A 25,400-nucleotide genomic window follows, 5' to 3' on the forward strand; every position below is an offset into this window, starting at 1 on the left:
GATCGGCACCTGGGCGCGCCGGCCGGCCGACGGGGAACCGGAAGGGCCCGGGCCGACAGCAGGGCTGCCGGCCCGGGCCCCAGGGACGGCGGTGGTCAGTCGCCGTGTGCGCAGGTCGCCTCGTTGAGCAGGTAGCGACCCGGTGGTCCCGCGCCTTCCGTGTGTTCCGCCAGGTAGCCGAAGGTCACGCTGGCGCCGGGGTTGATCCGGCCGTTGCCGTCGCCGTTGGTGGCGGTGACCATGTCGCCGAACTGGGAGATGGTGGTGGCCCAGTCGGAGATGATGGTCTGCCCCCAGGGCAGGGGGAACTCCAGCGACCAGCCGTCGATCGCGGTGTCGGTGTTGTTGGTGATGGTGAGGTCCACGGTCATGCCGGTGCCCCACGCCCGCACGTCGGCGGTGACGGTGCAGGTCGGCTCGGTCCGCTCGAACGACACCCGGTGCAGGCCGCCCGGCAGGTCGTTGACGACGTAGAACTCGCCCTCGGGCGTGGCGCCGAACGCCGTGACCTGCGTCGGCATCTCGCCGATCTCCGCCTGCAGATAGCCGCCGCGGCCGTCCGAACGCAGCGCCCAGACCGACGAGGAGCAGTAGTCGGTGGCGATGTACGTGCCGCCCACCAGGTCGGCGTACTGCTCGCCGTGGTACACCCGGCCGCCGATCACCGCGCAGCCGCCTGTGTAGGGGGAGTAGGTGAACACGGGGTCGGTGTAGTCGCCGCCCGGATCGCACTGGGCCTCGTCGAACACCTCGTAGCCCTCGCGGCAGGACCAGCCGAGGTTGGCACCCGCCTGCTCGGCGCGCTTCAGGTGGTCGATCTCCTCCCACCGGCCCTGGCCGACGTCGCCGATCCACAACGAGCCGTCGGCCTCGTCGAACGAGAACCGCCACGGGTTGCGCACGCCGTAGATCCAGATCTCCTCGCGGGCGCCCGCGACGCCGACGAACGGGTTGTCCGCCGGAACGCAGTAGGCCAGGTCCCCGCAGCTGCGGCTGACGTCGACGCGCAGGATCTTGCCGAGCAGCGTGTCGAGCCGCAGGCCGCTGTCGAACGGGTCGCCGGAGCCGCCGCCGTCGCCGATGGCCCAGTACAGGTAGCCGTCGGGGCCGAACGTGATCTGGCCGCCGTTGTGGTTGCTGTACTCGGCGTGCTCCTGGGAGATCAGCGGCTCCAGGGTGGCGTCGGCCAGCGAGTAACGGCCCAGGGTGACGGCGCCGTCGGGCAGGGCGGTGTAGGCCAGGTACAGCTCCTGGCTCTCGTTGAAGTCGGGCGCGAGGGCCATGCCGATCAGCCCGCGCTCGTTGCCCGTCTCGGCGACGGAGGAGGTGATGTCGATGAGCGGGGCGGTCGCGAGGCCGGTGTCCGGGTGGTAGACGCGGACCCTGCCGCTCTTCTCGGCGATGAACAGCCGGTCGGTGCCGTCGTCGGGCGCGGCGATGGCGATGGGGCGGCGCAGCCCCGAGGCGACCTGGGTGGCGCTCGCGGTCACCTCCTCCAACGGCACCGTGGCGGCGGCCGTTTCGGCTGACGCGGCAGCGGTGGACGCGCTGACGGAGGAGTCGGCGGACGGGGATTCGGGGGCTGCCGAGGCGGCCAGCGGGATGAGAAGCGGTAGCGACAGAGCGAGCAGCAGCGATCCTGCCCAGCGTCGTCTTGGCATGTCGGCTCCGAAAGAGAGTTACCTCGGGACGGGCGGCGCGTGCGGGCCTCGACAACCAGACCGGAATCCGTCACAACTAACGCACAAGCGACGGGTATTCGGGCAGGACAGTCAGGTTCCGTGCTCCGACGTGCCTTGCGGGACATTAACCCGTCACAACCCTTCACGGAAGCGCTTCGACCGCCGCGACGTCGGCGAACCGCGGTGCGGGGCCCGACGGTTGGTCGCGCCCGGACCCTCCGGACCCCTTTCCAGCGGTCCCGACGGCGGGCAGGGTGACTCCACCGAACGAGGAGGAGAGACCGCGTGCGAGCGTTCGTCATCACCGAACCGGGGCGCGGCGGCGTCGAGGACGTCGAGCCGCCGACCGCCGCGCCGGGCCACGTCGTCGTCGACGTCGAACGGGCCGGCGTGTGCGGCACCGACGTGGAGTTCTTCACCGGCGCGATGGCGTACCTGCACCAGGGCCACGCCCGCTACCCGATGCGCCCGGGCCACGAGTGGTGCGGCGTCGTCACGGCGCTGGGCGACGGCGTGGAGCGCGGCTGGCTCGGGCAGCGCGTCACCGCCGACACCATGCTGGGCTGCGGCCGGTGCCGGCGCTGCCGCGCCTGGCGGCACCACGTGTGCGACGACCGCTTCGAGATCGGCGTGCGCGGTGGCTGGCACGGCGCGCTCGCGGAGCAACTCACCGTCCCGGCCGGCGCCCTGCACCCGCTGCCGGCGGCCGTGGACGCCACGGCCGGGGCGCTGGTGGAGCCCGGCGGCAACGCGTTGCGCGCCGTCGAGGCCGCGGCGCTGGCGCCCGGCGAGCGGCTGCTGGTGGCGGGCCCCGGCACGATCGGCCTGCTCGCGGCGGCGTTCGCCCTCGCCCGCGGCGCGGAGGTGCACGTGCTCGGCGTGACCGAGCCGTCGCTGGCCTTCGCCCGCACCCTCGGCGTGCACGGCGCCTGGACCGCCGAGAACCTGCCCGACGACCAGCCCTACGACGCGGTCATCGACGCCTCCACCGCGCGGGAGCTCCCGGCCCGGGCCCTCGACCTCGTGGAGCCGGGCCGCCGCGTCGTCTGCATCGGCCTGGCCGCCCGGCCCAGCACCGTCGACACCCGGACCCTGGTGCTGCGGGACGTCACCGCCGTCGGCATCCTCGGCGCCTCGGCCGGGCTCGCCCCGGCGATCGCCGCCTACGCGTCCGGCGCGGTCGATCCCCGGCCGCTGATGGCCGCCACCCGGGGCCTCGACGCCGCGGCCGACATCCTCGCCGGCACCCGGCCGCCCGGCGCGGGCCCCGGCCCCAAGTTCCACATCGACCCCCGCGCCTGACCGCGCCTGACGCGGGCGGGTCCGTTCGGCCGTCCAGGTGGCTCCGTTGTGCCTGGTCGTGGCGTGCGGCGGCATCCTCGCGAGCATGCGGAAGCCTCGGCCCGAAGGGCCGCACCGGGCGGCCCTGACGTATCGCCAGGAGGACTCAGCCCATGCGCGTCCGCACCGCCCTCACCGCATTCGCTCTTGCCACGGCCGGCCTGATCGGGTCCGTCGGCACCGCCACCGCCCAGCCCATCTTCGACATCGACTACCACCTGCTCTCACCCGTCAAGCAGACCTGCATCATCAACCACCCCGCGATCGCCTCCGCTCCCATCCACGTCTTCTCCCGCGAGACCAACACCTGCGAGAACGACGCCTGACCCGCGCCCTCTCATGACACCGACGGCGCCCGCCGGCCCCGGAAGGGGACCCGGCGGGCGCCGTCGGCTACTCCCTGTTCAGTCGATGACCGCGGTGGCCTCGACCTCGACCATCATGTCGGGCGCGGCGAGGGCGGCGACGCCCACCAGCGTGGCCGGCGGTACCGGGGTTGTTCCCAGCTCCGCCGCGGCCCGTTCGATCCCCGCCAGCAGAGCGGGCATTCGGTCCGCGGTCCAGTCGACGACGTACACGGTCAGCTTCGCCACGTCGTCGAAGGAGGCGCCGACCTCGGCGAGGGCGGTGGCGACGTTGAGATAGCACCGCTCGACCTGGGCGGCGAGGTCGCCCTCGCCGATCGTGACCCCGTCGGCGTCCTTGGCGACCTGTCCGGCGAGGAAGACCAGCTTCGAGCCCGACGCGACCGACACCTGTCGGTAGACGTCGACCGTGGGCAGTCCGTCGGGGTTCACGAGGGTGAGGGCCATACCGCGTCTCCTGCTCTCTTGTGGTTACTCGGGAACCATAGGAGAGTGAAGGCTGACCTGGAAGAACGAACTTTTCGGTGACTGGGGAACCTCATGGTGACCAAGCAGCTCGCGGGCTCGCACGACGAGGCGGACCTGACCCGCGCCGACTCCCTGGCGCGGGAGATCTTCTCGGACGTCGCCAACAAGTGGGCGTTCCTGATCATCGAGGCGCTCGGCGAACGCACGCTCCGCTTCAGCGCCCTGCGGAACGAGGTCGACGGCATCAGCCACAAGATGCTCACCCAGAACCTGCGCATCCTGGAACGCAACGGCCTGGTCGAGCGGACCGTCTACCCCACCGTGCCGCCACGGGTCGAGTACACCCTCACCGAACCGGGCCAGGGCCTGCGCGAGGCGGTCAGCGGAATGTGCGCCTGGACCCAGCGCTACCTCGCCCACATCGAGTCCGCCCGCCGCGACTTCGACGCTGGCAGTGCTGCCATGTGAAAATCGCGAGCATGACGGTTGACCCGACGCCTGCGTATCTCAGTTCGGTGGGGGACAAGTTGGCCGCCGACGGCTGCTCCCCGCGGTGGCACAACGAAGGCGGCACGCCAGTGCTGATCGGCCGCCGGTCGGACTTTCGGGTGGGGTGGGGGGCGACCAAGCTGCACCTGTTCACCCTGGCCGCGGCCGTTCCGGAGATTACCGTTCCGGTGATTGCCGACTTCACCCAGCACGCGATTCGGTACGCCAAGGCCCACAAGGGAGGTCTGCCCAGGGGATTGCAGACCGGGGTGGCTGTCTTCCCCGCCCTGATCAGCACCAGGATCGATCCGCAGGCGGTGGCCTGGGCCGAGCAGAAGCAGCGGACACAGTTCGCCTGCTTCGCCCGCCCCGTGGTCGTGGATGTGATACGCCGGTACGTGGGGGTGTATCGCGGTTCACCCATCATCGGCCGAACTTACGCGTCGCATTTGCTGCAGAAGAGCGACTACTACTTCTCGGGCAGCGCCTTTTCCATGTCGGCCTGAGTCGGTGCGCTCTGATGATGGCCGCGGCGGCGGTGATCCGGGAGGTCGGGTCGTCATCACACGCCGCCGAGCAGGGCACCAGCCGTTCGTCACAGCCCCGGCAACGCCGCCTCGGAACCGGGGACCAGCAACGAGTTCCTAGCGGCTGACGTGGGTGACGAACGCCTGCCAGGCGTGGGCGTTCACGAGCAAGGCCGGGCCGGCGGGGATCTTGCTGTCCCGGACGGGGACTATGCCGGGTATGCCATCGGCCACCTCGACGCAGTCGCCGCCCTCCTCGTTGCTGAAGCTCGACTTCCGCCAGCGTTCGCTAAGTACCGACGCGTCCGAGAGGTGCCTAGTACGCATGGCCGTACTCCTTCAGGTATCGCAGGATCAGGAGACGTGAGCGTTCCTCCGAGAGCGCCTTGGATCGGACCCTGTCGAACTTGCGGGACAGTTTGATCACCCGGTCCGGTGCCATGACCGGCTCACCCGTCATTGGGCCCTCGACGTGGCCGATCATAGTCCCATCAGCCAGGGTGAGAAGTGTGACGGTGCCGCCCGCCATGCCGTGATCTCCTTCGGCGAACGGGACCACCTGCACGGTGTTGTAGACACTCTCGACCGCCGCCAGCACGTGCTCCAACTGCTTACACATGATCCGGGACCCGCCGACGGGCCGGGCCAGCACCGCCTCGTCCACCACCACGAGGTACTGCGGCGGCACCTCACGCTCGAACAGCCGCTTGCGGCGCATTCGGTCGGCGACCCACCGCTCGATCTGCTCCTCGGTGTCCCATGCCTGCCCGTTGCGCGTGAGTTCCCGCGCATACTCCTCGATCTGGAGCAGCCCAGGGATGACGGTGCTGTTGAAGCTATGGATGCGGACAGCCTCCTTCTCCTTCCGCAGCACCTTCCCGTAGTCCGGGATCTTCGCGTCGCGGTCTGCCTTCAGCAGGTCCGCGAACAGCCCGCCCGTGCCGAAGTAGTCGTCGATCGCCTTCGCCAGCGCCTCGGACGGCAGTTGACCGCCGTTCTCGATCCGGCCGAAGTAGGTGTGTTGGTACCGGAGCTCCTCTCCCAGCCCGCGCAGCGAAAGTCCCGCGCCCTCCCGCAGCCGCCGCAAATGTCTGGCCAAAACCTCGCGCGGTGTCATTCGCTCGTCGTCAGGATTCAGCTCCATTGCTGAACCTCCGTTTGCTACAAAGTCATTTCGGATTCGACAACGGCAAGAGTATCGAGACCGCGACGAGTCTGGCGGGTTTTGAGTGTCATGAGTGACCGGCTCCCGAGACAGGAAGGAGCGGTGTCGAACCGTTCCGTGAGCGCGGCGCGATGACGTGACGGCGAGTGGCGGCCCACCCGTCAGCCCCGCGCCGCGTGATGGCAGGCTGAGCCACATGGGTGATCACGTCCAGCACGAATCGGTGCGGCGCAGCTACGACACCGTGGCCGAGGAGTACGCGGTGCGGCTGTTCGGCGAGATCGCCGAGAAGCCGCTCGACCGGGCGCTGCTCGCCGCCCTGTTGGAGCAGACCGCGCCGGACGCGCCGATCGCCGACCTCGGTTGCGGTCCCGGGCATGTGGCGGCGTGGTTCGTCGACCACGGCGCGCGGGCGATCGGGATCGACCTGTCCGCCGGCATGATCGAGGCCGGCCGTCGCCGGTTCGACGGGGTGTCGTTCCGGCAGGGTGACCTGCTGGACCTTCCCGCCAGGGACGGCGAGTTCGGTTCCGCGGTCGCCCTCTACACGATCATCCACCTGGCTCCCGAGGAACGCGACCGCGCCTTCCGGGAGATGGCGCGCGTGCTTCGCCCCCTGGGACTTCTGCTCCTCTCCTTCCACGTCGGCGAGGAGGTGCGGCACCTGGACGAGTGGTGGGGCCACGACGTGGATCTCGACTTCCGCTTCCTCGACCCGGCGCACGTGGCCGGGCTGCTCGAAGCGGCCGGCTTCGTCGTGGAGATGCGCATGGAACGCGCCCCCTACGCCCACGAGGCCGACACCCGCCGCGGCTACCTCCTGGCCCGCCGCGCCGGCTGACGGACCGGCCCGGGAAGCGCTTGCTAGCGTCACCGCATGACGGCTTGCCTGGAATGCGGCTTCGAGTACGACCTCGCTCTGGCTCCCACGGTCTCGACCCTCGTCACGAGCCACGCGGACGCCTACACGGACCTGCTGCGAGCCGACCCGCCGGCCCTGCGGCGTCGCTCGTCCCCCGAGGTGTGGTCGCCTCTGGAGTACGCCTGCCACATGCGCGACGTGTTGCTCGTCCAGCGGGAACGAGTACTGGCCGCGCGGCGTGGGGACACGCCCGTCGCCGAGTCCATGGGGCGCGACGAACGGGTGGAGCACGACGGGTACGCCGACCAGCGGCCCGCCGACGTCGCCCGTCAACTACGGGACGCGGCGACGCTGTTCGCCAACGTCCTCGACCGGCTGTCGCCGGCCGACTGGGAGCGCGCGCTGATCTACCCGTTCCCCGAGCGGGAGGAACGCTCACTGCGCTGGCTCGCCGTGCACACCCTGCACGAACTGCGCCACCACCTGCTCGACATCCGCCACCAACTGGCCTGAATGTCAAGGGCCGAGCCCGGGCGGCCGTGTGCCGCGCGGGCGTCGCGCGGCGCACGGCCAGGCCGGGCTCAGATGAGGGACAGCGTCGGTCCCGCGCAGCCGCTGACCGTCTTCGGCAGGTCGTCGGCGTCGTCCAGCGTGTAGTCGTACGGGGGGTCGGTGAAGGGCGTGACGCCGCCGCCCTCGCCGCCGGCGCCGGTGTCCTGGACGCCGCTGGTGTCGTCGTAGATGTTGCCCTCGGCGGTGATGTACGAGGGCCGGACGTACATGAACTGGTGCGGGTTGTTCACGTCCTTGAAGTAGTTGTTCTCGATCAGCACCGAGGCCAGGGCGCCGACGCCGACGGCGTAACCGTTGTCGGTCGACGTGTAGTAGTTGTTGAACACGTGGCCCTTGCCGAACAGGATTCGCGGCATGCGCTGGTCCACCGCCTCGGCGAACCAGTTGTGGTGGTAGGTGACGTTCAGCTTGCCCGCGTCCGTGGCGTCCTGGTCGGGAGAGGCGTCCGAGCCCACGAGGCTGGCGAGCCGGTGGTCGTGCGAGGTGTCCGTGTACCAGAACTTCGACCAGGACACCGTGATGAAGTCCGAGCCCTGGGTGAGGTCCATCAGGCCGTCGCCGGCGTTCCAGACGTTCAGGTGGTCGAACCAGAGGTGGTGCGCGCCCCGGGCGGCGATCGTGTCGTCAGGGCCGGGGTCGGGCCAGAATCCGTGGAAGTTCAGATTGCGGACGATGATGTTGCTGCTGCCCTCGCGGATGTTGATTCCGCCGTGGATGGTCGCGTTCTCGTCGGCGCCGACCAGCGTCTTGTTGCTGGCGATGTCCACCGCGTAGGAGCCGGTCGTGATGGTTCCGGAGACGACCAGGACGCGCGGCGTCGCGTCGCCGCCGTACTGCTCCAGTTCCTCCAGCGTGGTGATCACCTGCGGGGTCGCGTCGCCGCCGCCCGTCGTCGTGCTGAGGCCGTTCCCCTCGACGGTCGCCCATCCCTGCAACTCCTCGTCGCAGGCGAGTGCGGGTGCCGCGGTGGCGCCGTTGACGGTGGTCAGTCCCATCGCCGCGATCGAGGCGACCACCGTGCCGATGATGGCGGTGACTGATCGTTGTCGGAACAGCAGTTCTCGAAGCTTCATGAGTGCGCATTCCTCCCGAGGTCGATGTCGAAGGAGGCACGTCGAAAATATCGCTTTCGATGCGTTGCCAATCAGAGCGCTGGAAGCATAGAGAGCGCTTGCTAAAGCGTCAAGGCATTCATTTCCGCAGCAAATTATGGGTCAATTCCGCTCCGGGTCGCCGGGAACGATCGGAAAGGGGTCTCGGGACGGCGGTCTACCGTCGCTGCCGCCCTCGCGAACGCGTCCGCAGGGTGGCGGGACGCAGCACCCGCCTGGGCCCTCTCGGGCTGTCACGAAAGAGAGGAACCCCAGCCGCCGCGCGGCTGGGGTTCCTCAAGGTGGCGAGTCTCGGTCAGCAGGGCGGTCAGCGCTGCAGCGTGAGCAGGCCCGGCCGCCAGGGCAGCGCGTTGTAGGGGGTGCCCGGCGGTGTGCCGGTGGGCAGGCCCTGGTAGAGGAACTGCAGGTTGCAGGGGTCGATGGTCTTGGTCTGGTCGGGGTTGGTGCGGACCAGGTCACCGTGGCTGATGTCGTTGGTCCAGGTGGCGCCGCTGTTGGCCTTGCCGGCGAAGGGGTTGCTCTCGCTGGCGGCCTGCGGGGTCCAGCTACCGTTCAGGCTGGAGGAGGTGAAGGAACGGAAGTAGCGCCCGTTGGCGCCCATCGCCTCGACGATCATGAGGTACTGGTTCTGGTCCTGGACCTTGTAGACCTCCACTCCCTCGAACAGGTTTGCCTTGGTGTCGCTCATGATGGTGGTGTAGGAGGAGCCGAAGCTGCTGGGGAAGTTCCCGATCGGCATGCTGGCCCGGTAGATGTTGCCGTTGTCGCCGGCGAAGAACAGGTACATGTTGTTGCCGTCGGCGATCAGGGTCTGGTCGATCGGGCCGGTGTCGGAGCCGGGGATGCTGCCGGTGAACAGCGGCTGCGGGGCGGACCAGCTGTTGGGGTTGGTGGGGTTGGTGGAGGTGCTGTAGAAGAAGGGCCACTGGCCCCACTGGGACGCCATCACCCAGATGTTCTTGGGCGCGAAGTAGATCAGCGTGGGCGCCACCATGCCCAGGTTCATCTTGGTCTGGGTGGCCGAGGCCATGTCCGACCAGTTCGTGAAGGGGGCGAAGGCCATCGAGCCGTAGGAGGTTCCCCCGGACACGTTCGAGCCGTAGACCAGGTGCTGGCCGTTGTAGACGACGTTGGTGAAGTCCTTCAGCGAGGTCCACCCGTTGGCCGGCTGCGCCAGTGCACCCGTCGACGTCCAGCGGTACGTCGAGGGAAGTGAACACGAGCCGCCCGGCGTGGACAGGCCGGTCCACTTCTGGCTGTTGGCGCCGTTGCACGCCGAGAGCTGCACCGCCGTGCCGTTGGCCGTGGCGCCGCCTGACAGGTCCAGGCACAGCCCGGACTCCACGGCGACGACCGTGCCGTCGGAGTTCACCCGCCACTGCTGGTTCGTACCGCCGTTGCAGGCCCAGATCACCGGCTTGGTCCCGGCCGTGGTGGCGTGGTTCGGCACGTCCAGGCACCTGTTGCCGTACACCGTCAGCTGGTTGTTGTCCGTCAGCGTCCACTGCTGGTTGGTCCCGCCGTGGCAGTCCCAGACCTGCAGGTTCGTGCCCTCGGTCTGGCTGGCGTTCGGCACATCGAGACACCGGCCGGAACCAACGCCGCGCACGGTGCCGGTGGTGGCTGCCTGAGCCGGGTTGACCACGAGCATCGCCGCTAATGCGGCCAGGGCCGCAACTGCGGCGGTGAGCACCGCGGACAGATGCCCGTGGCTGATACTTCTCTTTCTTCGCATGGGAACCTCCTGATCTCTGACTGATCCCTGACTGATCCCTGAGTAACCATTCCGGTCGGCCCCGCCCTCGGTGACCACCGCGAGAGCGGGCGGAGAGAGAGCTCCGCAGAGAGCCAGGACATGGAAGATCAATCTCCTCGCGGGGAGGGGCAAGGTGGCGATCGCGCCTTGGAAGAACTGGGCGGTGCTGGATCCGACCGACGGCTGGCCAGTCCTCGTACGTCTCATGAATGCCGTACATGACCGAAAATTTCTTCGTACGACTCGAAAACATAACCTGCATCAGGTGGCCCTCGTCGTCAAGACCGCGCCCCTGATCGGGTGCGCCCGGCAGCCTAAGTGGCCTGATTTTCGGGGTCCGCACCGCATGCAGGGATATGAGACGCGGCGGGGCGCACGCAACCTCCTGACTGGGAGATCCAGCGGAGTTGAGGCCGGCCCTCAGCTCCCGCCGGCCGGGCGAAGGGTCTGGTGGGCTGCTGGTCACGGGCGATGCGTGGGACTCCCCGTGAACTGCCTGACGAGCCGTTCCAGGTCCGCCAGGGTGGTGCCCGCGTCGAACAGTCCGCTGGCCTGCGTCGGACTCAGCCCGAGCGCACGGCGGGCGATCCCCGCAGATGGTTCTCGTCCTCATGGGTGAAGCCGAGCTCCCGGTCGGCGTCCTTTTCACCTTCTCGCCCGACGAGGAGGGCTGACGCACTGACCGCTGACCGCCCTCCGGGGGCCGCCGGGCCGCCGCCGGTGTGGCGGCGGCCCGACGGGTGGGTGTGGCTAACGCCCGGTGAACGTGGGCGGGCGCTTGTCCAGGAAGGCGTGCATGCCCTCCTTCTGGTCCTCGGTGGCGAACAGGCCGTGGAACACGCGGCGTTCGTAGCGCGTGCCCTCGGCCAGCCCGACCTCCAGGGCGCGGTCGACGGCCTCCCTGGCCGCCATGGCCGCGGCCTTGCCGTAGGACGCGATGGTGCGGGCCATCGCGGTGGCCTCGTCCATCAGCCGGTCCGCCGGCACCACCCGGGCGACCAGGCCGCTGCGTTCGGCCTCCTCCGCGTCCATGGTGCGGCCGGTGAGGATCAGGTCCATGGCCTTGGCCTTGCCGACCAGGTGGGTGAGGCGTTGGGTGCCGCCGATGCCGGGGATCACGCCGAGGCGGATCTCCGGCTGTCCGAAGACGGCGGTGTCCGCGGCGATGACCGTGTCGCACATCATCGCCAGTTCGCAGCCGCCGCCCAGCGCGTAGCCGGCGACCGCCGCGACCTTGGGCGTGCGGAGCGCGGTGAAGCGTTCCCAGCCCGCGAAGTAGTCCTCGGCGAACATCTCCGCCGCGGTCCGGTCGGCCATCTCCCTGATGTCGGCGCCGGCCGCGAAGACCCGGTCGGAGCCGGTCAGCAGGAGGCAGCCGACCTCCGGGTCGCGGTCCAGCGGCTCCAGGGTGGCGACCAGTTCGGTCAGCACCTCGGAGCTGAGCGCGTTGCGGACCTCCGGGCGGTGCAGGCGGACCGTGACGACCCGACCGTCCTGCTCCACCTTCAGATGCGTGTGTTCGTGGGGCATGGATCAACCTCCGGTTCGAGGGTTCGGGTCAGGAGTCCCAGATGGCGCCGTACGCGGGGATGCCGCGCCGTTCCAGACCGTGCACCACCTTCCAGGTCGTCGACTTGTTGGAGATGCAGATGACGGCCTCCGCGCCGAAGTCCCGGTGGGCGGCGTAGGCGAGCGCCACCAGGTCCGGCTTGCCGTGCTCGCTGGTGTCCCAGACGACGGCCTCCGGCTGCACGGCGAGGATCTCGTCCACCAGCGCGTCGCCGTAGGTGCGGCGCGGGGCGCGGGTGGCCCAGACCAGCCGGGCCGGCACCAGCTGGGCGAGCAGGTGCGGCAGGCAGGGGCCGATGCCGCTGCCGGTGGCGACGTAGACGACCCGGGTGAAGAGGGTCTCGATGTTGGCGACGCCCGCGGTCGTGATGCCCTTGACCCAGACCCGGGTGGGCGCGTCGTCGATGAACGACCCGGTCCAGTCGCCGGCCCGCGAGATGGTGAGCCGGAAGCCGGTCCGCCCGGGCGCCGGGACGTTGGCGAACGAGTGCCACTCCTTCAACGGGCTGCGGCTGATCGCCGTGGAGGATCCGGCGAACGGCGTCACGCCGTGGTCGAAGTGCGCCAACGCCACGTGCGGGGACGGCCGCTCGACGACCACCTCGACCCGTCGCAGCCGCAGCCAGGGCAGGGCGACGCTGATCGTCACCAGACCCAGCAGCCACGTCTCGACGGCGGTCCACGGCGAGCCGCCGCGGTCCGCGACGACCAGCAGCGTCTGCACCCAGAACAGCAGCAGCACCGTCCAGCCGCCGAACCGGTGGATGCGCTCGAAGTGGTCGTGGAAGCGCGCCCGGAACGGCGGGAGCGCGGTGCCGACCAGGACGAGCAGCAGCGGGGCCAGCACGCACGACACCGCCAGCACGCCGGCCGGCGCGCCGCGGGTGACGAGCAGGACCAGCAGGACCAGGAACCACAGCGTGCCGGCGGTGGCGCCGCCGACGTGCAGTCCGCCGAAGTGGTAGACCTTCGCGAGCGTCCAGCGGACCCGCAGCGGCCACCGGGTGGGCGCCCGGGTGGCGAGCCAGAACAGCCCGTTGATCACGTACTGCTGGCGCACCAGCACGGCGAGCGTGAGGTTGGCCAGCGTCAGGTGGGAGACGGACTGGGCCGCAAGGTCGCCGTCGGCCATGCCGTACCAGAGGGCCGCCAGGTTCGCCGCCCAGACCAGGGCGGCGAGCCGGTGGTAGTGCATCAGCAGCGGGTGCTTGAACGCCCGGCGCAGCAGCCCGGTCGGCGGTGGGAGGTCCACCCGGGTGTCGGTCGGGGCCGGGACGACCGGGCTCGTCGCGCTCTGTCCGGTCGCGCTCTGTCCGGTCGCGCTCTGTCCCGTCGTGCTCTGTCCCGTCGCGGTCGGGGCCGTCACGAGGCCGCCCCCTCGGTCGGGGCGAGGGCGCGGAGCGCCGCCTTGTCGATCTTTCCCCGGCTGGTCAACGGCAGCCGGGGCAGGGGCAGCACGGCGGCCGGGACGCAGTAGTACGGCAGCGCCGCCGCGACGGCCGCCCGCGCGGCCGTCCCCGACAGGTCGCCGGGCGCGACGAAGGACACCAGGGTGCGGTCGTCGAGCTTCAGCGTGGCCGCCCGGGAGCAGCCGGGCATCGCCTCCAGGACCGCGGACACCGCGTCGAGTTCGACGCGGAAGCCGCGGATCTTGACCTGGTCGTCGGTCCTGCCCAGATGTTCCAGCTCGCCGTCGAACGTCCAGCGCCCGAGGTCCCGGGTGCGGAACATCAGGTGTCCCGGGCCGAGGAACGGATCGGGCTGGTAGCGCTCGGCGTTGAGCTCGGGATTGCCGAGGTAGCCGGCGGAAACGCCGGCGCCGCCGGCCCACATCTCGCCGGTCTCGCCGATGCGGCACGGCAGGCCGCGCTCGTCGAGGACGTAGACGGTGTTGTTGGGCGTCGGACGGCCGATGGTGAGCCGGGCCGCCGTGGGCGAGTGGCGCTGCATGGTGTTGACGATGGTCGTCTCGGTGGGGCCGCAGCCGTTGTAGAACGTGCGGCCGCGCGCCCACCGGTCGGCCAGCGCGCGCGGGCAGGGCTCGCCCGCGACGGCCACCGTCCGCACCCGGCCGCAACGGTCGGGGTCGAGCGTGCTGAGGATGGTGGGCGTCGCCACGACGACGTGCGCCTCGCGCACCGCCGCGGCGATGTCCGGGCCGCGGACGACCAGGGTGCCGCCGTGGCAGAGCGCGCCGAGGATCTCCCAGGCGGCCATGTCGAAGGCGACGTTGAGGATCTGGGCGACGCGGTCGCCCGGTCGGATGCCGAGATCTCCCGGCCGGGTGAGCAGGAGATTGCAGACGTTGCGGTGGGTGACCGTGACGCCGTTGGGCATGCCGGTGGTGCCGGAGGTGAAGAGCACGTAGCAGCCGTCGTCGCCCGAGGCGTCGGGCGTGGGCGGCGGGTGGTCGGTCCCCGGTCCCGCGGGCTCGTCGACCAGCCGGTCGACGGCCAGCACGGTGGGGGCGGGACCCGCCTCGGGCGGCGGGATGGCGGCGGCGTGGTCGGAGGTGGTGAGCACCACCCGCGCCCCGGTCGCCGTCAGTACGTGGCGCAGCTGGGCGGTCGGGGTGATGCCGACGTCCTGCGGCACGTACGCCGCGCCGGCCTTGAGCGTGCCCAGCAGGCCGACCAGCATCGGGAGGGACCGGCGGGTGAACAGTGCGACCCGGTCGCCGGGCCGCACGCCGAGCCCGACCAGTCGGGCCGCGAGCCGGTTCGCCCGCCGGTCGAGTTCGCCGTAGGTGAGGGAGTCGCCCAGGTGCTCGGCGGCCACCGCGCTGGGACGGGTCGCCGCGTGTGCCTCGAAGGCGTGGTGGACGTGGGTGTGCGGGACCGGACGGCTGGGACCTCTTCCGTAGGACTGGAAGAGCCGCCGGTCGCGCTCGCTGAGCCGACGAAGCAGGGGCGAGGTCCAGGGGGGACCGGAGTCGTCGGGAGGTGGTGGTGGCGCCGTTCGTAGAGAGCTGGCGCGTTCGATGACGCGCGGTATGGCAGGTGACATGGCGGTGCAGGCCCTTCTCGTAGGAGGCCCTACGGGGGTCAAGGCGGGGCAGCTCACTGCGGCCCCCCGTTTCGCCCCCGCGACCGCAAAAGAACACCCAAACCCCGTAGGTCACTTACGGACCCATCGACGGTCTCAGACTTTGATTGAAATTAGAACAACGCCTGACGTCGGCGAACGCTCACGCCGCCGGGTCGCCCGCCAGCGACCGCCCGATGAGGCGGGCGAGCTCGTGCCCCGCGACGCCGTCCTGGTCGAGGTCCGGGTTGTAGATGGTCACCTCGAAGCCGACGGCCCGTCCCGAGGCCATCGCCGTGTCGAGCACGGTCGCCAGCTCGTGCCAGGCCAGACCGCCGGGCAGCCGGTAGTCGACGGCCGGCATCACGGCGTCGTTGAGGACGTCGGCGTCGAGGTGGATCCAGAAGCCGGCCAGCTCGGGCCGCGTCACCTGGTCGACGGCCTGGTGGGCGGCGCCCTCGACGCCCAGCCGCCGCACCTTGGCCAGGTCCCAGGTGGGCAGCCGGGGCGGGACCGGCTGGGAGCCGTCGAGGGCCTGCTGCTCGCCGTCCCGGAAGCCGAACAGGGCGACGTCCTCGTCCCGCACCAGCGGGCCGCGTCCTTCGAGGTCGGCCAGCAGCCGCGGGCCGCGGCCGGTGGCGAAGGCGAGCTCCATCGACGCCGCCTCGGCCTCCGGGTCGGCCGCCGGCTGGTAGAAGTCCGCGTGGCCGTCGACGAACAGCAGGCCATGGCGTCCGCGATCGCGCAGCGCCAGCATGCTGCCCAGCAGGATCGAGCAGTCGCCGCCCAGCAGCACGGGGAACTCCCCGCGGTCCAGCACGTCGCCGACCGCCGCGGCCAGCCGGGTCGCGTACCCGGCGACGCCGTCCGCGTTGCGTACGCCCGTGTCGGCGTCGGGCTCCGGCTCGCGCGGCGGCGGCTCGACGCGGCCGGCGCGTCGGGCGGCGAGCCGCTCGGCCAGCCCGGTGGCGAGCAGCGCCTCGGGCAGCCGCGCGACGCCGTCGTTCCGCAGGCCGAGCGCGGACGGCGCCTCGACGACGGCGAACCGATGAGTCTCCATGGGGGGCATACCACCACAGAACCCCTCCGCGCGGGCCCTGACACGGCAACGCGCCGTGATGTCCCCGGCCGGGAGGTAACACGGGCGTTCGATCTGTAACACGCCGAAACATCGCGAAAACCTGAGGTCAAAGCCATGGAAACCGCCGCTGCCTAGCGTCCCCGCCCATGGATGCACCCGTGTATACAGCGATGTCCACAGCGGCGGCCGAGCCGAAGCGCACGGTCCGTAACCGGCGCGAGGAGACCTACGCGGAACTGCGCCGGATGCTGCTGATGGGCGAGTTCGGCGTGCGCACGCGACTGGTGGAGGTGCAGCTGGCCGAGCGGCTCGGGGTCTCCCGCACTCCGGTGCGCGAGGCGCTGGTCCGCCTCGTCGCCGACGGCCTCGTGGAGCGGCACCCCGACGGCTACTACGCCGCCCGTCCCAACCTCGCCGAGCTGCGCGACCTGTACGAGCTGCGGATCACCGTCGAGCTCCGCGGTATCGCCCGCGCGCTGGAGTCGGACTCCGTCGTCCACAACGTCCAGCTGCTGGAGCCGTTGCGCGACCACTGGCGGGCGCTGCGCGGCGACATGCCGGCACCGGATCCCGGGTTCGTGCTCCAGGACGAGGACTTCCACCACACCCTGCTGCGTTCCTCGGGCAACCCCCGCCTCACCGAGACCCTGGAGTCGGTGACCACCCGCATCCGGCCCGTCCGTATGTACGACTACCTCACCGAGGACCGGATCGAGCTGACCGTCACCGAGCACCTCGACATCGTCGAGCACGTGCTCGCCCGCCGGCTGCCCGAGGCGCTGACCGCGCTGCGCGAGCACGTCGGCGCGTCGCTCGACGTGGTCGGCGAGCGCGCCGCCCGCGCCATCGCCCGAATGGCGCTGCACAACGGCTGATCCGCCTCCGCCCGCACGCGCCTCCCCGGCTCTCGTCCCTTCCGCTCCCTTCCGCTCCCCTCCGCTCCCTGGAGACACCCATGACCACCGCCCGCCCGGAAACCGCGCGCCCACCGGACAACTCGTCCTCCGGTATCGAGCTCGCCGACGAGTTCGAGGACCGTCCCGTCCCGCAGGAGCACCGCCGCTCCCTGCTGTCGGTCTCCTCGGTGTGGTTCGGCTTCCCGATGGTGCTGACCAACGCGGTCTTCGGCGGCGTCATCGTCTACCACCTGGGCTTCGCCACCGGCCTGGTCGCCATCCTGCTGGGCTGCCTCATCCTCGGCGGCTACGTCGGCGCCCTCAGCTACCTCGCCGGGCGCACCGGCGACACCTTCACCCGCATCGCCGCCGTCACCTTCGGCCCGCGCGGCGCCACCCTCGCCTCGGCGTTCCTCGCGACCGTCGTCATCGGCTGGTTCGCCTTCCAGGTCGGGCTCACCGGTGCCACGCTCCACGCGGCGCTCGGCTGGCACACGGCGGCGACCGTGTCGATCGCGGGCGTGCTGTACGTGGCCGTCGCCTACGCCGGGATCCGCGCGCTCGCCGCCATCGGCTGGATCGCGGCGCCGATGTACCTGGTGCTCGGCGGGGTGGCGATCGTGCTGGCGCTGCGCGACTCGAGCCCGGGCGACGTGCTGGCCTACGAGGGCCAGGCCCCGGCGGGCGGCACCCTGGCGTTCGGGGCCTGCGTGACGATGGTGGTGGCCGGGTTCATCGACTCCGGCACCATGACGGCCGACTTCACCCGCTGGTCGCGCAACGGACGCGAGGCCGTGCTGGCGTCGTTGACCGCGTTCCCGGTGGCCAACCTCCTCGCCCTGCTGGTCGGCGCCGTCGTCGTGGCCGCCGGCGCCGCCGCCGCGCCCGGCTCGGCGGGCGGGGACTTCCTCGGGCTGCTGACCGACGAGGGCGGGTGGCTCACGGCCGCCGCCGTCGTCTTCGTCTTCGTCAACCTCGGCTCGGTCTCGGCGCACTGCCTCTACAACGCGGCGGTCGGCTGGGGCCAGCTCACCGGCGCCACGATGCGCCGCCTCGTTCCCGTCATCGGGGCGCTCGGCCTGGTCGTGGCGCTGGCCGGGGTGTGGGAGCACTTCGAGACCTGGCTGACGCTGCTCGGCGTCTTCGTGCCGCCCATCGGCGCGGTGATCATCGTCGACCAGCTGCCGTCGCGCCGACGCGCCCGGGAGGGCCGGGCGCGCGGGCACGGGGTGCGGCCGGGCGCGATGGCCGCGTGGGCGGGCGGGGCCGGGCTGGCGACGCTCGTCCACTACCAGGGGCCGCAGTACTGCGAGGCCGTCACCGGCGTGCTCGCCGCCGCCGCCATCCATCTCGCCGCGGAGCGCCTGCTCCGCACCCGCGCGGCCGCACCCGCCGCCGCACCCGAAAGGACCTGAACCGTGAGCAGCATCAACGCGACCCCGTACGCCTGGCCGTTCGACGGCGAGATCGCCGTCGCCCGAACCGCCCTGCTGTGCATCGACTGGCAGACGGACTTCTGCGGCGCGGGCGGCTACGTGGCGGCGATGGGCTACGACATCTCCCTCACCCGGGCCGGGCTCGCGCCGACCGCGCGGGTGCTGGCCGCCGCCCGGGAGGCCGGGATGACGGTGATCCACACCCGCGAGGGCCATCGGCCCGACCTCTCCGACCTGCCCGCCAACAAGCGCTGGCGCTCGGAGCGGATGGGCGCAGGGATCGGCAGCGCCGGTCCCTGCGGCCGGATCCTGGTGCGCGGCGAACCCGGCTGGGAGATCGTGCCCGAGGTCGCCCCCGCCGACGGCGAGCTCGTGATCGACAAGCCGGGCAAGGGCTCCTTCTACGCCACCGACCTCGACCTGGTGCTGCGCACCCGTGGCATCACCCACCTCGTGCTGACCGGGATCACCACGGACGTGTGCGTGCACACGACGATGCGGGAGGCGAACGACCGGGGCTACGAGTGCCTGTTGCTGTCGGACTGCACCGGCGCCACCGAGCGGAGCAACCACGAGGCGGCGCTGCACATGATCACCATGCAGGGCGGCATCTTCGGCGCGGTGGCCACCAGCGAGCAGTTCCTGACGGCCCTGCGGGACGCCCCGTGAGCGACACGGCCGTCGCGCGGGTGCGGCGGGCGCTGGCGTCGCTCGACGCGGGCGAACGGCCCGAGGCGTGGATCGCGGTCAGGTCCGAGCGGGAACTGCTCGCCGAGGCCGAGGCGATCGACACCCGAACCGCGGCCGGGGAACGACTCCCGCTCGCCGGGCGGGTGTTCGCCGTCAAGGACAACATCGACGTGGCCGGGCTGGCCACCACCGCCGGCTGCCCCTCCTACGCCTACCACCCCGCCACCACCGCCCCCGCCGTGACCCGGCTGGAGAACGCCGGGGGAGTCCTGCTCGGCAAGACCAACCTCGACCAGTTCGCCACCGGACTCGTCGGTACCCGCAGCCCGTACGGCGCCGTCCGGGCCGTGCACGACCCGGAACGGGTCAGCGGCGGCTCCAGCTCAGGATCGGCCGTGGCGGTGGCGCTCGGCATCGTGGACTTCGCCCTCGGCACCGACACCGCGGGCTCCGGGCGCATCCCCGCGGCGTTCCAGGGCATCGTCGGCCTCAAGCCCACGATCGGCCTGGTGCCGACCGAGGGCGTGGTGCCCGCCGCCCGCTCCTTCGACTGCGTCACCGTCTTCGCCGCCGGACTGCGCGACGCCGAGACGGTGGCGGCGCTGATGGCCGGGGGCGGTCCGGGGGTGGCCACCACCCGGGACTGGCCCTCCGACGCTCCGCTGGCCGCCTCGCCGGCGCCGCGGGTCGCCGTGCCGCGGGAGGGCGGGCCGATCGAGTCGCTGCTGAGCCCGTCCTGGCGGGCCGCCTTCGCCGGCGCGGCGCGGCGGCTCCGCGCCGCCGGGGCGGTGCTGGTGCCGGTGGACATCGGACCGTTCCTCCGAGCGGCGGAGCTGCTGTACGGGGGCGGGTTCGCGGCCGAACGGTTCGCCGCCGTGGGCGAGTTCATCGCCGCACAGGCCGGCGCCGGCGCCGGCGCCGATGCCGATGCCGATGCCGATGCCGATGCCGATGCGGACGGTATCGATCCGAACGTGCGCGCCATCATCCAGGACGCCGGGCGGATCCCCGCCCACCGCTACGCCAGTGACCTGGGGCGGCTCGCGGAGCTACGGCAGCGGGCCCTGGAGCTCCTCGCCGACTGCGAGGCCCTGCTGCTGCCGACCGCGCCCTGCCACCCGTCGCTGGCCGAGGTGGCGGCCGACCCGATCGGGGTCAACAGCCGCCTGGGCACCTTCACCAACTTCGTCAACCTGCTGGACCTCTCGGCGGTGGCGGTCCCGGCCGGAGAGGCGGACGGCGGCCCGTTCGGGGTCACCGTCATCGCGCGGGCCTTCGCCGACCGGGTGGCCGCCGACGTCGCGGCCCTGCTGGCGCCCGAACCGGAACGCGACCCGGCGGAGCACGGGGAAACGGGTTGGGGCCCGCCGGGCCTGCCCCTCGCCGTCTTCGGCGCCCACCTGTCGGGCCAGCCGCTCAACCCCCAACTCACCGCGCTCGGCGCCCGCCTGCTTCGCCCGGTCCGCACCGCGCCGCACTACCGGATGGTGGCGCTGCCGGGCAGCCCGCCCCGGCCCGGGCTGCTCCGGCTGCCGGACGGCCGCGCGGGCCGGGCCTTCGCCGGCGAGCTCTGGGCGCTCCCCCCGGCGGCGCTCGGCCGCTTCCTCGCCGCGCTGCCGGAGCCGATGACGCTGGGCCGGGTGCGACTGGACGACGGCACCAGCGCCACCGGTTTCCTCTGCGAGCACCACGCCGCGCTGAACGCCCCCGACATCTCGGAACACCAGGACTGGCGGATCTACCTGCACCGCCTCCACACCACGGGGACCAGACCGAACGAGAGGCACCCGTCATGACCGCCGACCCGTCGACAACCACACCCGGCAGCACCCCCGACACCACCCCCGACGCCCGTCCGCACCCCGTCGACCAGCGACTCCCGCTGACCCGGCTCGGCGCGCTCGGTGCCCAGCACGTCGCCGTCATGTACACGGGCTGCGTGGCCGTGCCCCTGGTCTTCGGCGCCGCCGCCGGCCTCGACACCCACACCATCGGGCTGCTCATCGCCGCCGACCTGCTGGTCGCCGGACTCATCACGCTGGTGCAGAGCCTGGGCGCGAGCCGCCTGTTCGGCGCCCGGCTGCCCGTGGTGGCGGGTGCCTCGTTCACCGCCGTCACCCCGATGATCACCATCGAGGGCGAGTACGGCCTGCCCGCCGTCTGGGGTGCGATGCTCGCCGCGGGCGTCTTCGGGATGCTGATCGCCTGGCCGTTCGCCCGGCTGGTGCGGTTCTTCCCGCCCGTGGTGCGGGGCACCGCGGTCACCGTCATCGGCCTGTCGCTGGTCGGCAAGGCGGTCAGCCTGATCGCCGGGGACGATCCGACCGACCCCGACTACGCCGCCACCGACCGGCTGGCGCTGGCCGCCGGGGTGGTCGTGCTGATCGTGGTCCTGACCCGTTTCGCGCGCGGCTTCGTCGCCCAACTGGTGGTGCTGATCGGCCTGCTGGCCGGCACCGGAGCGGCGGCGCTGCTCGGAATGACCGACTTCGGCTCCGTGGGGGAGGCCGACTGGCTGGGGGCGCCCGACCCGTTCCACTTCGGGGCGCCGGAGTTCCCGCTGGCCGCCGTGGTGTCGATGTGCGTGGTGATGCTGGTGGTCTTCGCGGAGTCCACCGCGTACCTGATGTCGGTCGGCGAGATGACCGGCCGCCCGGTCGGGCGCGCGGAGCTGGCCCGTGGCCTCGCCGCCGACGGCCTGTCCGGCACGGCCGCGGGGGTGGCGACCTCGTTCCCCGACACGGTGTTCGCCCAGAACGTGAGCCTGGTGCGGATGACGGGGGTCCGCAGTCGGTTCACCACGGCCGCCGGGGGTCTGCTGCTGGTCCTGCTGGGGCTCACGCCGAAGCTCGGCGAGGTGGTGGCCTCCCTGCCAGGACCGGTGATCGGCTCGGTCAGCCTGGTGATGTTCGCGATGGTCGCGATCACCGGCATCCGCACGCTGAGCGAGGTCCGTTACGACGGCACCCACAACGGCATGATCGTGGCCCTGGCGCTGGGCGTGGGCATGGTGCCGGTCGTCGCCCCCACGCTGTACGCGGAGTTCCCCTCCTGGTTCCGCATCGTCGCCGGCGGCTCGATATCCAGCGCGGTCATCGTCGCCTTCGCGCTCAACCTCTTCTTCAACCACCTCAGCCTCGGCCGTAAGGAATCCGCATGAACCCCGCCGCCGCCGCCGCCCCCACCGCCTCCGTCGATCTGCTGCGGGTGCCCATCGCCCATCCCGGCGACCTGGCCCCGGTCGAGGCGCTACGGGACGCCGGATACGCCCTCGACGACGTGCTCGCCGTGGTCGGCAAGACCGAGGGCAACGGCTGCGTCAACGACTTCAGCCGCACCCTGGCGACCGCCCGGTGGGAGCCGGTGCTGCCGCCGGAGACCGTCACGGTCTTCTCCGGCGGCACCGAGGGCGTGCTCAGCCCGCACGTCAACCTCGTCGTCGCCGATCCCGGACCGCACCACCCGGGCCACGACCGAGGGCTGGTCGCGGCCTCGGGCCGCACCCGCGACCTGGCGCCGGGCGAGCTGGGCCGAGAACCGCAACTCGCCGCCGTCCGCGAGCTGGTCGCGGAACTCGTCAAACGGCTCGGGCTCTCCGCCGACGAGGTCGATCTCGTGCTCGTCAAGTGCCCGCTGCTGACGAGCGAGCGCATCGCCGCCTGCCGAGCCGCCGGTGAGGAGCCGGTGACCGAGGACACCTACGAGTCGATGGCCCGATCCCGCGCCGCCTCGGCGCTGGGAGTCGCCCTGGCGCTGGGGGAGTGCGAGGAGGCCAGCGCCCTGGACGCGCTCACCGCACAGCGGACCGACACCGTCTGGTCCTCACGCGCCTCGGCCAGCTCGGGCGCCGAACTGACCGACTGCCACGTTCTCGTGCTGGGCACCAGCCGGGCGGCCGGCAACCCGCTGCGGGCGGTCCACGGCGAGATGCGGGACGCCATCGACCTCGACGCGCTGCGGGAGCTGTTCGGACGGGTCGCCGCCGAAGGCGGAGAGGTGGTGCAGGTCTTCGCCAAGGCGGAGGCCGACCCGTCGGGACGGGTGCGCGGGGAGCGGCACACCATGCTCACCGACTCCGACGTGCCCGCCACCCGGCACGCCAGGGCCGCCGTCGGCGGGCTGCTGGCGGCACTCGCCGGGCAGCCGGCCCTCTACGTCTCCGGCGGCGCCGAACACCAGGGGCCGCCCGGTGGCGGTGGGGTGACGGTCGTCTACCGGGTGCCCGACCCGGCGGCGCCGTGACGCCGCGCCTGGTCCTGATCCACGGGGCCGCCACCACGCCGCGCGTCTGGCGCGGGGTGCTGCCGCACCTCGACGGGGCCGCCGGGTTCGAGGTGCTCTGTCCGCGACGCCCGTGCTCCGGCGATCTCGACGCGGAGGTCGAGGCGCTGGCGGGGCTCTGCGCCGGCGCGGTCGTGGCCGGCGTGAGCGGCGGCGCCACGCTCGGCCTAGCCCTGGCCGCCCACGGCGTGCCGCTGCGGGCGGCGGTGCTGCACGAGCCCGCCGCCGGATCGCTCGCGCCCGGCCTGTTGACGCACGTCGCCGAGGGCCTGCGCACCGGCGGCGTGCCGGGATTCGGCCGGGCCCTCTACGGCCCGGCCTGGGCCCCGGCCGAGGCGTCGGACGAACCGGCCGAGGTGGAACGCGACTTCGCGATGTTCCGCGCCTTCGAGCCGGCTCCTCCGGCGCCGGGCTGCGGCCCCGTCCTGCTCACCGTGGGCGGCGACTCGCCGCCCGCCCGCCACGCCTCGGTGGCCGCGCTCGGCCGCCACTGCGCCCTTCCCTGGCGCACGCTCCCGGACACCGCCCACGCGGTACACCTCGAACACCCGGCCGCCTTCGCCACCGCGATCCGCGAACAGGCCGCACTCGGCCGTCGATGGCCGCGATGATGACGGCGCCCTGGTAGCGGCAGGCGCGCTTGCCGGCCCGGTACGCGGTACCCGGATGGCGTCCAGACGGCGGCGAATTGAGGGCTGTCGCCACCGCTGTCCGGCAGTGACCACGACGGTGAGCATCTTCCTGCCCGGGGGTCCGCGCGTCCACGTGCGTACCACGCACGGACCAGGGTCACGGTCACCCGAGCAGCGTCTCGAGCTCCGGAAGCCGGCCGAACAGGTCGGGGAGGCCGCGCACGCCGTTGCGCGCGGACTCGTGCGACAGCGCGAGGTCAGGGCCGGTGCTCGCCTCGGCACCGGTGAGGCACCGGAGGATGTTCCACCTCGTGTGCCCCAGCCAGCCGCCGATCAGGAACACGAACCAGCTCGGACCTGGCGGCGGCAGCGCTCCGCCCCCCGCGACGTAGCCGTCGAGGACCGAGCGGAAGATGGCCGGCCTGATGTCGTCGAAGCCAGGTCCCTTCGCGAGGCTCAGCGCGGTCGAGCCGAGCTCACTGGACAGGTCGAGCATCCCCGAGAGCTCCCAGTCGAGCACCACCGGCCGGCCCTTTCGAGCCAGCAGGTTCCACGGTTGGATGTCCTTGTGGGTCAGCACGACGGGGCCCGGCCGTTCGCAGGTGTCGACGAAGTGGGCGATCTCGAGGAACGTCTCGACGTGAGAGGCGAGATCGTCGGCCCACGGCTGCCCGGTCGCCACCGCCCTCGCGGCGAGTTCGGGCCAGTCCCGTGACGTCGGGTCCTCGGTCGACGTAGGGGTCCAGGCGACGTCGAGCGCGTGGATGCGCGCGAGGATCTCACCGATCTCGAACGCGTACGCCGCCGACACCGGTGCTTCGGGCACCTTCTCTCCCTCGACCCATCGGTGAACGAGCGTGTCGTGGCTGGCCGAGATCGGCTCCGGCATCGGGATGCCGACGGCGAAGGCCGACCGCTCGAACCTGAACACGTCCTCGACGTGATAGGCCCAGCGGCGGTCGACGAGGTTCAACTCCTTCACCGCGAACGACCCCTGGTCGGTGTCGAGCCGATACATCCGGTTGGCGAATCCGCCGTGGACGCGGACCATCGGCCCGATCGGCGCGCCGAGATGCGAAACGTTCACCCGCGCATGTTAGGCGCGGGCAGTTCCTCGACGCACCGGACTTTCCCGTGATGCGTGCTCATGACCATCCGCCACGCCGACGAACGGCCACGGCTCGACCAGTTGCCGCGGGTTGGGCGTGCCGAACTGGCACGAACCAGGAAGCGGGCGGAGAACGCCTGGGTGGCCGTCTCGGCGATCAGGTCCCGGGCTTGATGGGGCGTGGCCGTCTCGCCGGCGTGGCGGGATTCGCGGTGCGCCGGGTGACCGGGCGCGGAAGCGCGATGGGCGCGGCGGGCATGAGGGAGATCCGCCGGGGAGGAGCGAACCGGCCGCAGCGACTTACCGGGGCTCTCCGGACACGGATGTCGGAGAGCCCCGGTAT

General features: G+C 71.8%; 24 protein-coding genes. 13 read left to right on the forward strand and 11 right to left on the reverse strand.

Annotated features, from left to right (window positions below; genetic code table 11):
* Positions 1-95 precede the first annotated feature (95 nt).
* Entirely contained in the window at positions 96-1,661 is a 1,566-nt protein-coding gene (locus ABGB06_RS21770; RefSeq protein ID WP_347591895.1) for a PQQ-dependent sugar dehydrogenase, read from the reverse strand.
* Between the two features lie 306 nt (positions 1,662-1,967).
* Between ABGB06_RS21770 and ABGB06_RS21775 the strand changes: the two genes are divergently transcribed.
* Positions 1,968-2,984, forward strand: a complete 1,017-nt coding sequence (locus ABGB06_RS21775; RefSeq protein WP_347591897.1) for an alcohol dehydrogenase catalytic domain-containing protein — start codon at positions 1,968-1,970, stop codon at positions 2,982-2,984.
* A 152-nt stretch (positions 2,985-3,136) separates the two neighbouring features.
* Entirely contained in the window at positions 3,137-3,349 is a 213-nt protein-coding gene (locus ABGB06_RS21780) for a hypothetical protein (protein ID WP_347591899.1), read from the forward strand.
* Positions 3,350-3,427: 78 nt separating this feature from the next.
* Here ABGB06_RS21780 and ABGB06_RS21785 read toward each other — a convergent pair whose 3' ends face one another.
* Positions 3,428-3,835: a RidA family protein gene (locus tag ABGB06_RS21785; protein ID WP_347591901.1), complete on the reverse strand. Its 408-nt coding sequence runs from the start codon at positions 3,833-3,835 to the stop codon at positions 3,428-3,430.
* Positions 3,836-3,928: 93 nt separating this feature from the next.
* Between ABGB06_RS21785 and ABGB06_RS21790 the strand changes: the two genes are divergently transcribed.
* Together ABGB06_RS21790 and ABGB06_RS21795 are read left to right on the forward strand one after the other, a co-directional pair.
* A complete protein-coding gene (locus ABGB06_RS21790) occupies positions 3,929-4,324 on the forward strand; it encodes a helix-turn-helix domain-containing protein (protein WP_347591903.1) in 396 nt (131 codons plus the stop codon).
* A gap of 11 nt (positions 4,325-4,335) precedes the next feature.
* Entirely contained in the window at positions 4,336-4,851 is a 516-nt protein-coding gene (locus ABGB06_RS21795) for a levansucrase (RefSeq protein ID WP_347591905.1), read from the forward strand.
* A gap of 138 nt (positions 4,852-4,989) precedes the next feature.
* On the opposite strand, the gene ABGB06_RS21800 is transcribed toward ABGB06_RS21795, so the two are convergent.
* Together ABGB06_RS21800 and ABGB06_RS21805 are read right to left on the reverse strand one after the other, a co-directional pair.
* Positions 4,990-5,199 carry a DUF397 domain-containing protein gene (locus ABGB06_RS21800; protein WP_347591907.1) on the reverse strand — a complete coding sequence of 70 codons (210 nt, stop codon included), beginning with the start codon at positions 5,197-5,199 and terminating at the stop codon, positions 4,990-4,992.
* A complete protein-coding gene (locus ABGB06_RS21805; RefSeq protein WP_347591910.1) occupies positions 5,189-6,016 on the reverse strand; it encodes a helix-turn-helix transcriptional regulator in 828 nt (275 codons plus the stop codon). The genes ABGB06_RS21800 and ABGB06_RS21805 overlap by 11 nt, the downstream gene beginning before the upstream one ends.
* A 217-nt stretch (positions 6,017-6,233) precedes the next feature.
* On the opposite strand from ABGB06_RS21805, the gene ABGB06_RS21810 reads away from it, so the two are divergent.
* Positions 6,234-6,878, forward strand: a complete 645-nt coding sequence (locus ABGB06_RS21810) for a class I SAM-dependent methyltransferase (RefSeq protein WP_347591912.1) — start codon at positions 6,234-6,236, stop codon at positions 6,876-6,878.
* Between the two features lie 36 nt (positions 6,879-6,914).
* Positions 6,915-7,412, forward strand: a complete 498-nt coding sequence (locus ABGB06_RS21815) for a DinB family protein (protein WP_347591914.1) — start codon at positions 6,915-6,917, stop codon at positions 7,410-7,412.
* A gap of 68 nt (positions 7,413-7,480) precedes the next feature.
* Here the strand turns inward: ABGB06_RS21815 and ABGB06_RS21820 are convergent, their stop codons facing one another.
* From ABGB06_RS21820 to ABGB06_RS21845, 6 genes are all read right to left on the reverse strand, one after another.
* Positions 7,481-8,545, reverse strand: coding sequence for a hypothetical protein (locus ABGB06_RS21820; protein WP_347591916.1), 1,065 nt, complete (start codon positions 8,543-8,545; stop codon positions 7,481-7,483).
* Between the two features lie 346 nt (positions 8,546-8,891).
* Positions 8,892-10,319 carry a non-reducing end alpha-L-arabinofuranosidase family hydrolase gene (locus ABGB06_RS21825; protein ID WP_347591918.1) on the reverse strand — a complete coding sequence of 476 codons (1,428 nt, stop codon included), beginning with the start codon at positions 10,317-10,319 and terminating at the stop codon, positions 8,892-8,894.
* Between the two features lie 771 nt (positions 10,320-11,090).
* Positions 11,091-11,870 (reverse strand): enoyl-CoA hydratase-related protein, encoded by a 780-nt coding sequence (locus ABGB06_RS21830; protein WP_347591920.1) that lies wholly within the window; start codon positions 11,868-11,870, stop codon positions 11,091-11,093.
* Between the two features lie 28 nt (positions 11,871-11,898).
* Positions 11,899-13,161: a hypothetical protein gene (locus ABGB06_RS21835; protein ID WP_347592064.1), complete on the reverse strand. Its 1,263-nt coding sequence runs from the start codon at positions 13,159-13,161 to the stop codon at positions 11,899-11,901.
* 110 nt (positions 13,162-13,271) lie between these two features.
* Positions 13,272-14,915 (reverse strand): amino acid adenylation domain-containing protein, encoded by a 1,644-nt coding sequence (locus tag ABGB06_RS21840; protein WP_347591922.1) that lies wholly within the window; start codon positions 14,913-14,915, stop codon positions 13,272-13,274.
* 181 nt (positions 14,916-15,096) lie between these two features.
* Positions 15,097-15,993: an arginase family protein gene (locus ABGB06_RS21845; protein ID WP_347591924.1), complete on the reverse strand. Its 897-nt coding sequence runs from the start codon at positions 15,991-15,993 to the stop codon at positions 15,097-15,099.
* A gap of 191 nt (positions 15,994-16,184) precedes the next feature.
* On the opposite strand from ABGB06_RS21845, the gene ABGB06_RS21850 reads away from it, so the two are divergent.
* The 7 genes from ABGB06_RS21850 (at position 16,185) to ABGB06_RS21880 (ending at position 23,928) form a co-directional block, all read left to right on the forward strand.
* Entirely contained in the window at positions 16,185-16,889 is a 705-nt protein-coding gene (locus ABGB06_RS21850) for a GntR family transcriptional regulator (protein WP_347591926.1), read from the forward strand.
* An 80-nt stretch (positions 16,890-16,969) separates the two neighbouring features.
* Positions 16,970-18,325, forward strand: a complete 1,356-nt coding sequence (locus ABGB06_RS21855) for a cytosine permease (RefSeq protein ID WP_347591928.1) — start codon at positions 16,970-16,972, stop codon at positions 18,323-18,325.
* Positions 18,326-18,328: 3 nt separating this feature from the next.
* Positions 18,329-19,015 (forward strand): isochorismatase family cysteine hydrolase, encoded by a 687-nt coding sequence (locus ABGB06_RS21860; protein ID WP_347591930.1) that lies wholly within the window; start codon positions 18,329-18,331, stop codon positions 19,013-19,015.
* On the forward strand, positions 19,012-20,832 hold the full coding sequence (atzF, locus tag ABGB06_RS21865; protein ID WP_347591932.1) for an allophanate hydrolase: 1,821 nt from the start codon (positions 19,012-19,014) through the stop codon (positions 20,830-20,832). The genes ABGB06_RS21860 and atzF overlap by 4 nt, the downstream gene beginning before the upstream one ends.
* The gene (locus ABGB06_RS21870) at positions 20,829-22,196 is read left to right on the forward strand and encodes a nucleobase:cation symporter-2 family protein (protein ID WP_347591934.1); all 1,368 of its coding nucleotides are present in this window, start codon (positions 20,829-20,831) and stop codon (positions 22,194-22,196) included. Before atzF ends, ABGB06_RS21870 begins: the two co-directional genes overlap by 4 nt.
* Positions 22,193-23,278, forward strand: a complete 1,086-nt coding sequence (locus ABGB06_RS21875) for a ring-opening amidohydrolase (RefSeq protein WP_347591936.1) — start codon at positions 22,193-22,195, stop codon at positions 23,276-23,278. The genes ABGB06_RS21870 and ABGB06_RS21875 overlap by 4 nt, the downstream gene beginning before the upstream one ends.
* A complete protein-coding gene (locus ABGB06_RS21880) occupies positions 23,275-23,928 on the forward strand; it encodes an alpha/beta fold hydrolase (RefSeq protein WP_347591938.1) in 654 nt (217 codons plus the stop codon). The genes ABGB06_RS21875 and ABGB06_RS21880 overlap by 4 nt, the downstream gene beginning before the upstream one ends.
* A gap of 184 nt (positions 23,929-24,112) precedes the next feature.
* Here ABGB06_RS21880 and ABGB06_RS21885 read toward each other — a convergent pair whose 3' ends face one another.
* Positions 24,113-25,036: a phosphotransferase gene (locus ABGB06_RS21885; protein WP_347591940.1), complete on the reverse strand. Its 924-nt coding sequence runs from the start codon at positions 25,034-25,036 to the stop codon at positions 24,113-24,115.
* Between the last annotated feature and the right edge of the window lie 364 nt (positions 25,037-25,400).

This window comes from Streptomyces sp. B6B3 (assembly GCF_039871525.1).
In the GTDB taxonomy this organism is placed as follows: Bacteria; Actinomycetota; Actinomycetes; order Streptomycetales; family Streptomycetaceae; genus Streptomyces.

Excerpts from the sequence above, each read along its gene's own strand:
- ABGB06_RS21770 (WP_347591895.1), bottom strand. The coding sequence starts at position 1,661 with ATGCCAAGACGACGCTGGGCAGGATCGCTGCTGCTCGCTCTGTCGCTA.
- ABGB06_RS21780 (WP_347591899.1), top strand. The coding sequence starts at position 3,137 with ATGCGCGTCCGCACCGCCCTCACCGCATTCGCTCTTGCCACGGCCGGC.
- ABGB06_RS21785 (WP_347591901.1), bottom strand. The coding sequence starts at position 3,835 with ATGGCCCTCACCCTCGTGAACCCCGACGGACTGCCCACGGTCGACGTC.
- ABGB06_RS21790 (WP_347591903.1), top strand. The coding sequence starts at position 3,929 with ATGGTGACCAAGCAGCTCGCGGGCTCGCACGACGAGGCGGACCTGACC.
- ABGB06_RS21795 (WP_347591905.1), top strand. The coding sequence starts at position 4,336 with ATGACGGTTGACCCGACGCCTGCGTATCTCAGTTCGGTGGGGGACAAG.
- ABGB06_RS21800 (WP_347591907.1), bottom strand. The coding sequence starts at position 5,199 with ATGCGTACTAGGCACCTCTCGGACGCGTCGGTACTTAGCGAACGCTGG.
- ABGB06_RS21805 (WP_347591910.1), bottom strand. The coding sequence starts at position 6,016 with ATGGAGCTGAATCCTGACGACGAGCGAATGACACCGCGCGAGGTTTTG.
- ABGB06_RS21810 (WP_347591912.1), top strand. The coding sequence starts at position 6,234 with ATGGGTGATCACGTCCAGCACGAATCGGTGCGGCGCAGCTACGACACC.
- ABGB06_RS21815 (WP_347591914.1), top strand. The coding sequence starts at position 6,915 with ATGACGGCTTGCCTGGAATGCGGCTTCGAGTACGACCTCGCTCTGGCT.
- ABGB06_RS21820 (WP_347591916.1), bottom strand. The coding sequence starts at position 8,545 with ATGAAGCTTCGAGAACTGCTGTTCCGACAACGATCAGTCACCGCCATC.
- ABGB06_RS21825 (WP_347591918.1), bottom strand. The coding sequence starts at position 10,319 with ATGCGAAGAAAGAGAAGTATCAGCCACGGGCATCTGTCCGCGGTGCTC.
- ABGB06_RS21830 (WP_347591920.1), bottom strand. The coding sequence starts at position 11,870 with ATGCCCCACGAACACACGCATCTGAAGGTGGAGCAGGACGGTCGGGTC.
- ABGB06_RS21840 (WP_347591922.1), bottom strand. The coding sequence starts at position 14,915 with ATGTCACCTGCCATACCGCGCGTCATCGAACGCGCCAGCTCTCTACGA.
- ABGB06_RS21845 (WP_347591924.1), bottom strand. The coding sequence starts at position 15,993 with ATGGAGACTCATCGGTTCGCCGTCGTCGAGGCGCCGTCCGCGCTCGGC.
- ABGB06_RS21850 (WP_347591926.1), top strand. The coding sequence starts at position 16,185 with ATGTCCACAGCGGCGGCCGAGCCGAAGCGCACGGTCCGTAACCGGCGC.
- ABGB06_RS21855 (WP_347591928.1), top strand. The coding sequence starts at position 16,970 with ATGACCACCGCCCGCCCGGAAACCGCGCGCCCACCGGACAACTCGTCC.
- ABGB06_RS21870 (WP_347591934.1), top strand. The coding sequence starts at position 20,829 with ATGACCGCCGACCCGTCGACAACCACACCCGGCAGCACCCCCGACACC.
- ABGB06_RS21875 (WP_347591936.1), top strand. The coding sequence starts at position 22,193 with ATGAACCCCGCCGCCGCCGCCGCCCCCACCGCCTCCGTCGATCTGCTG.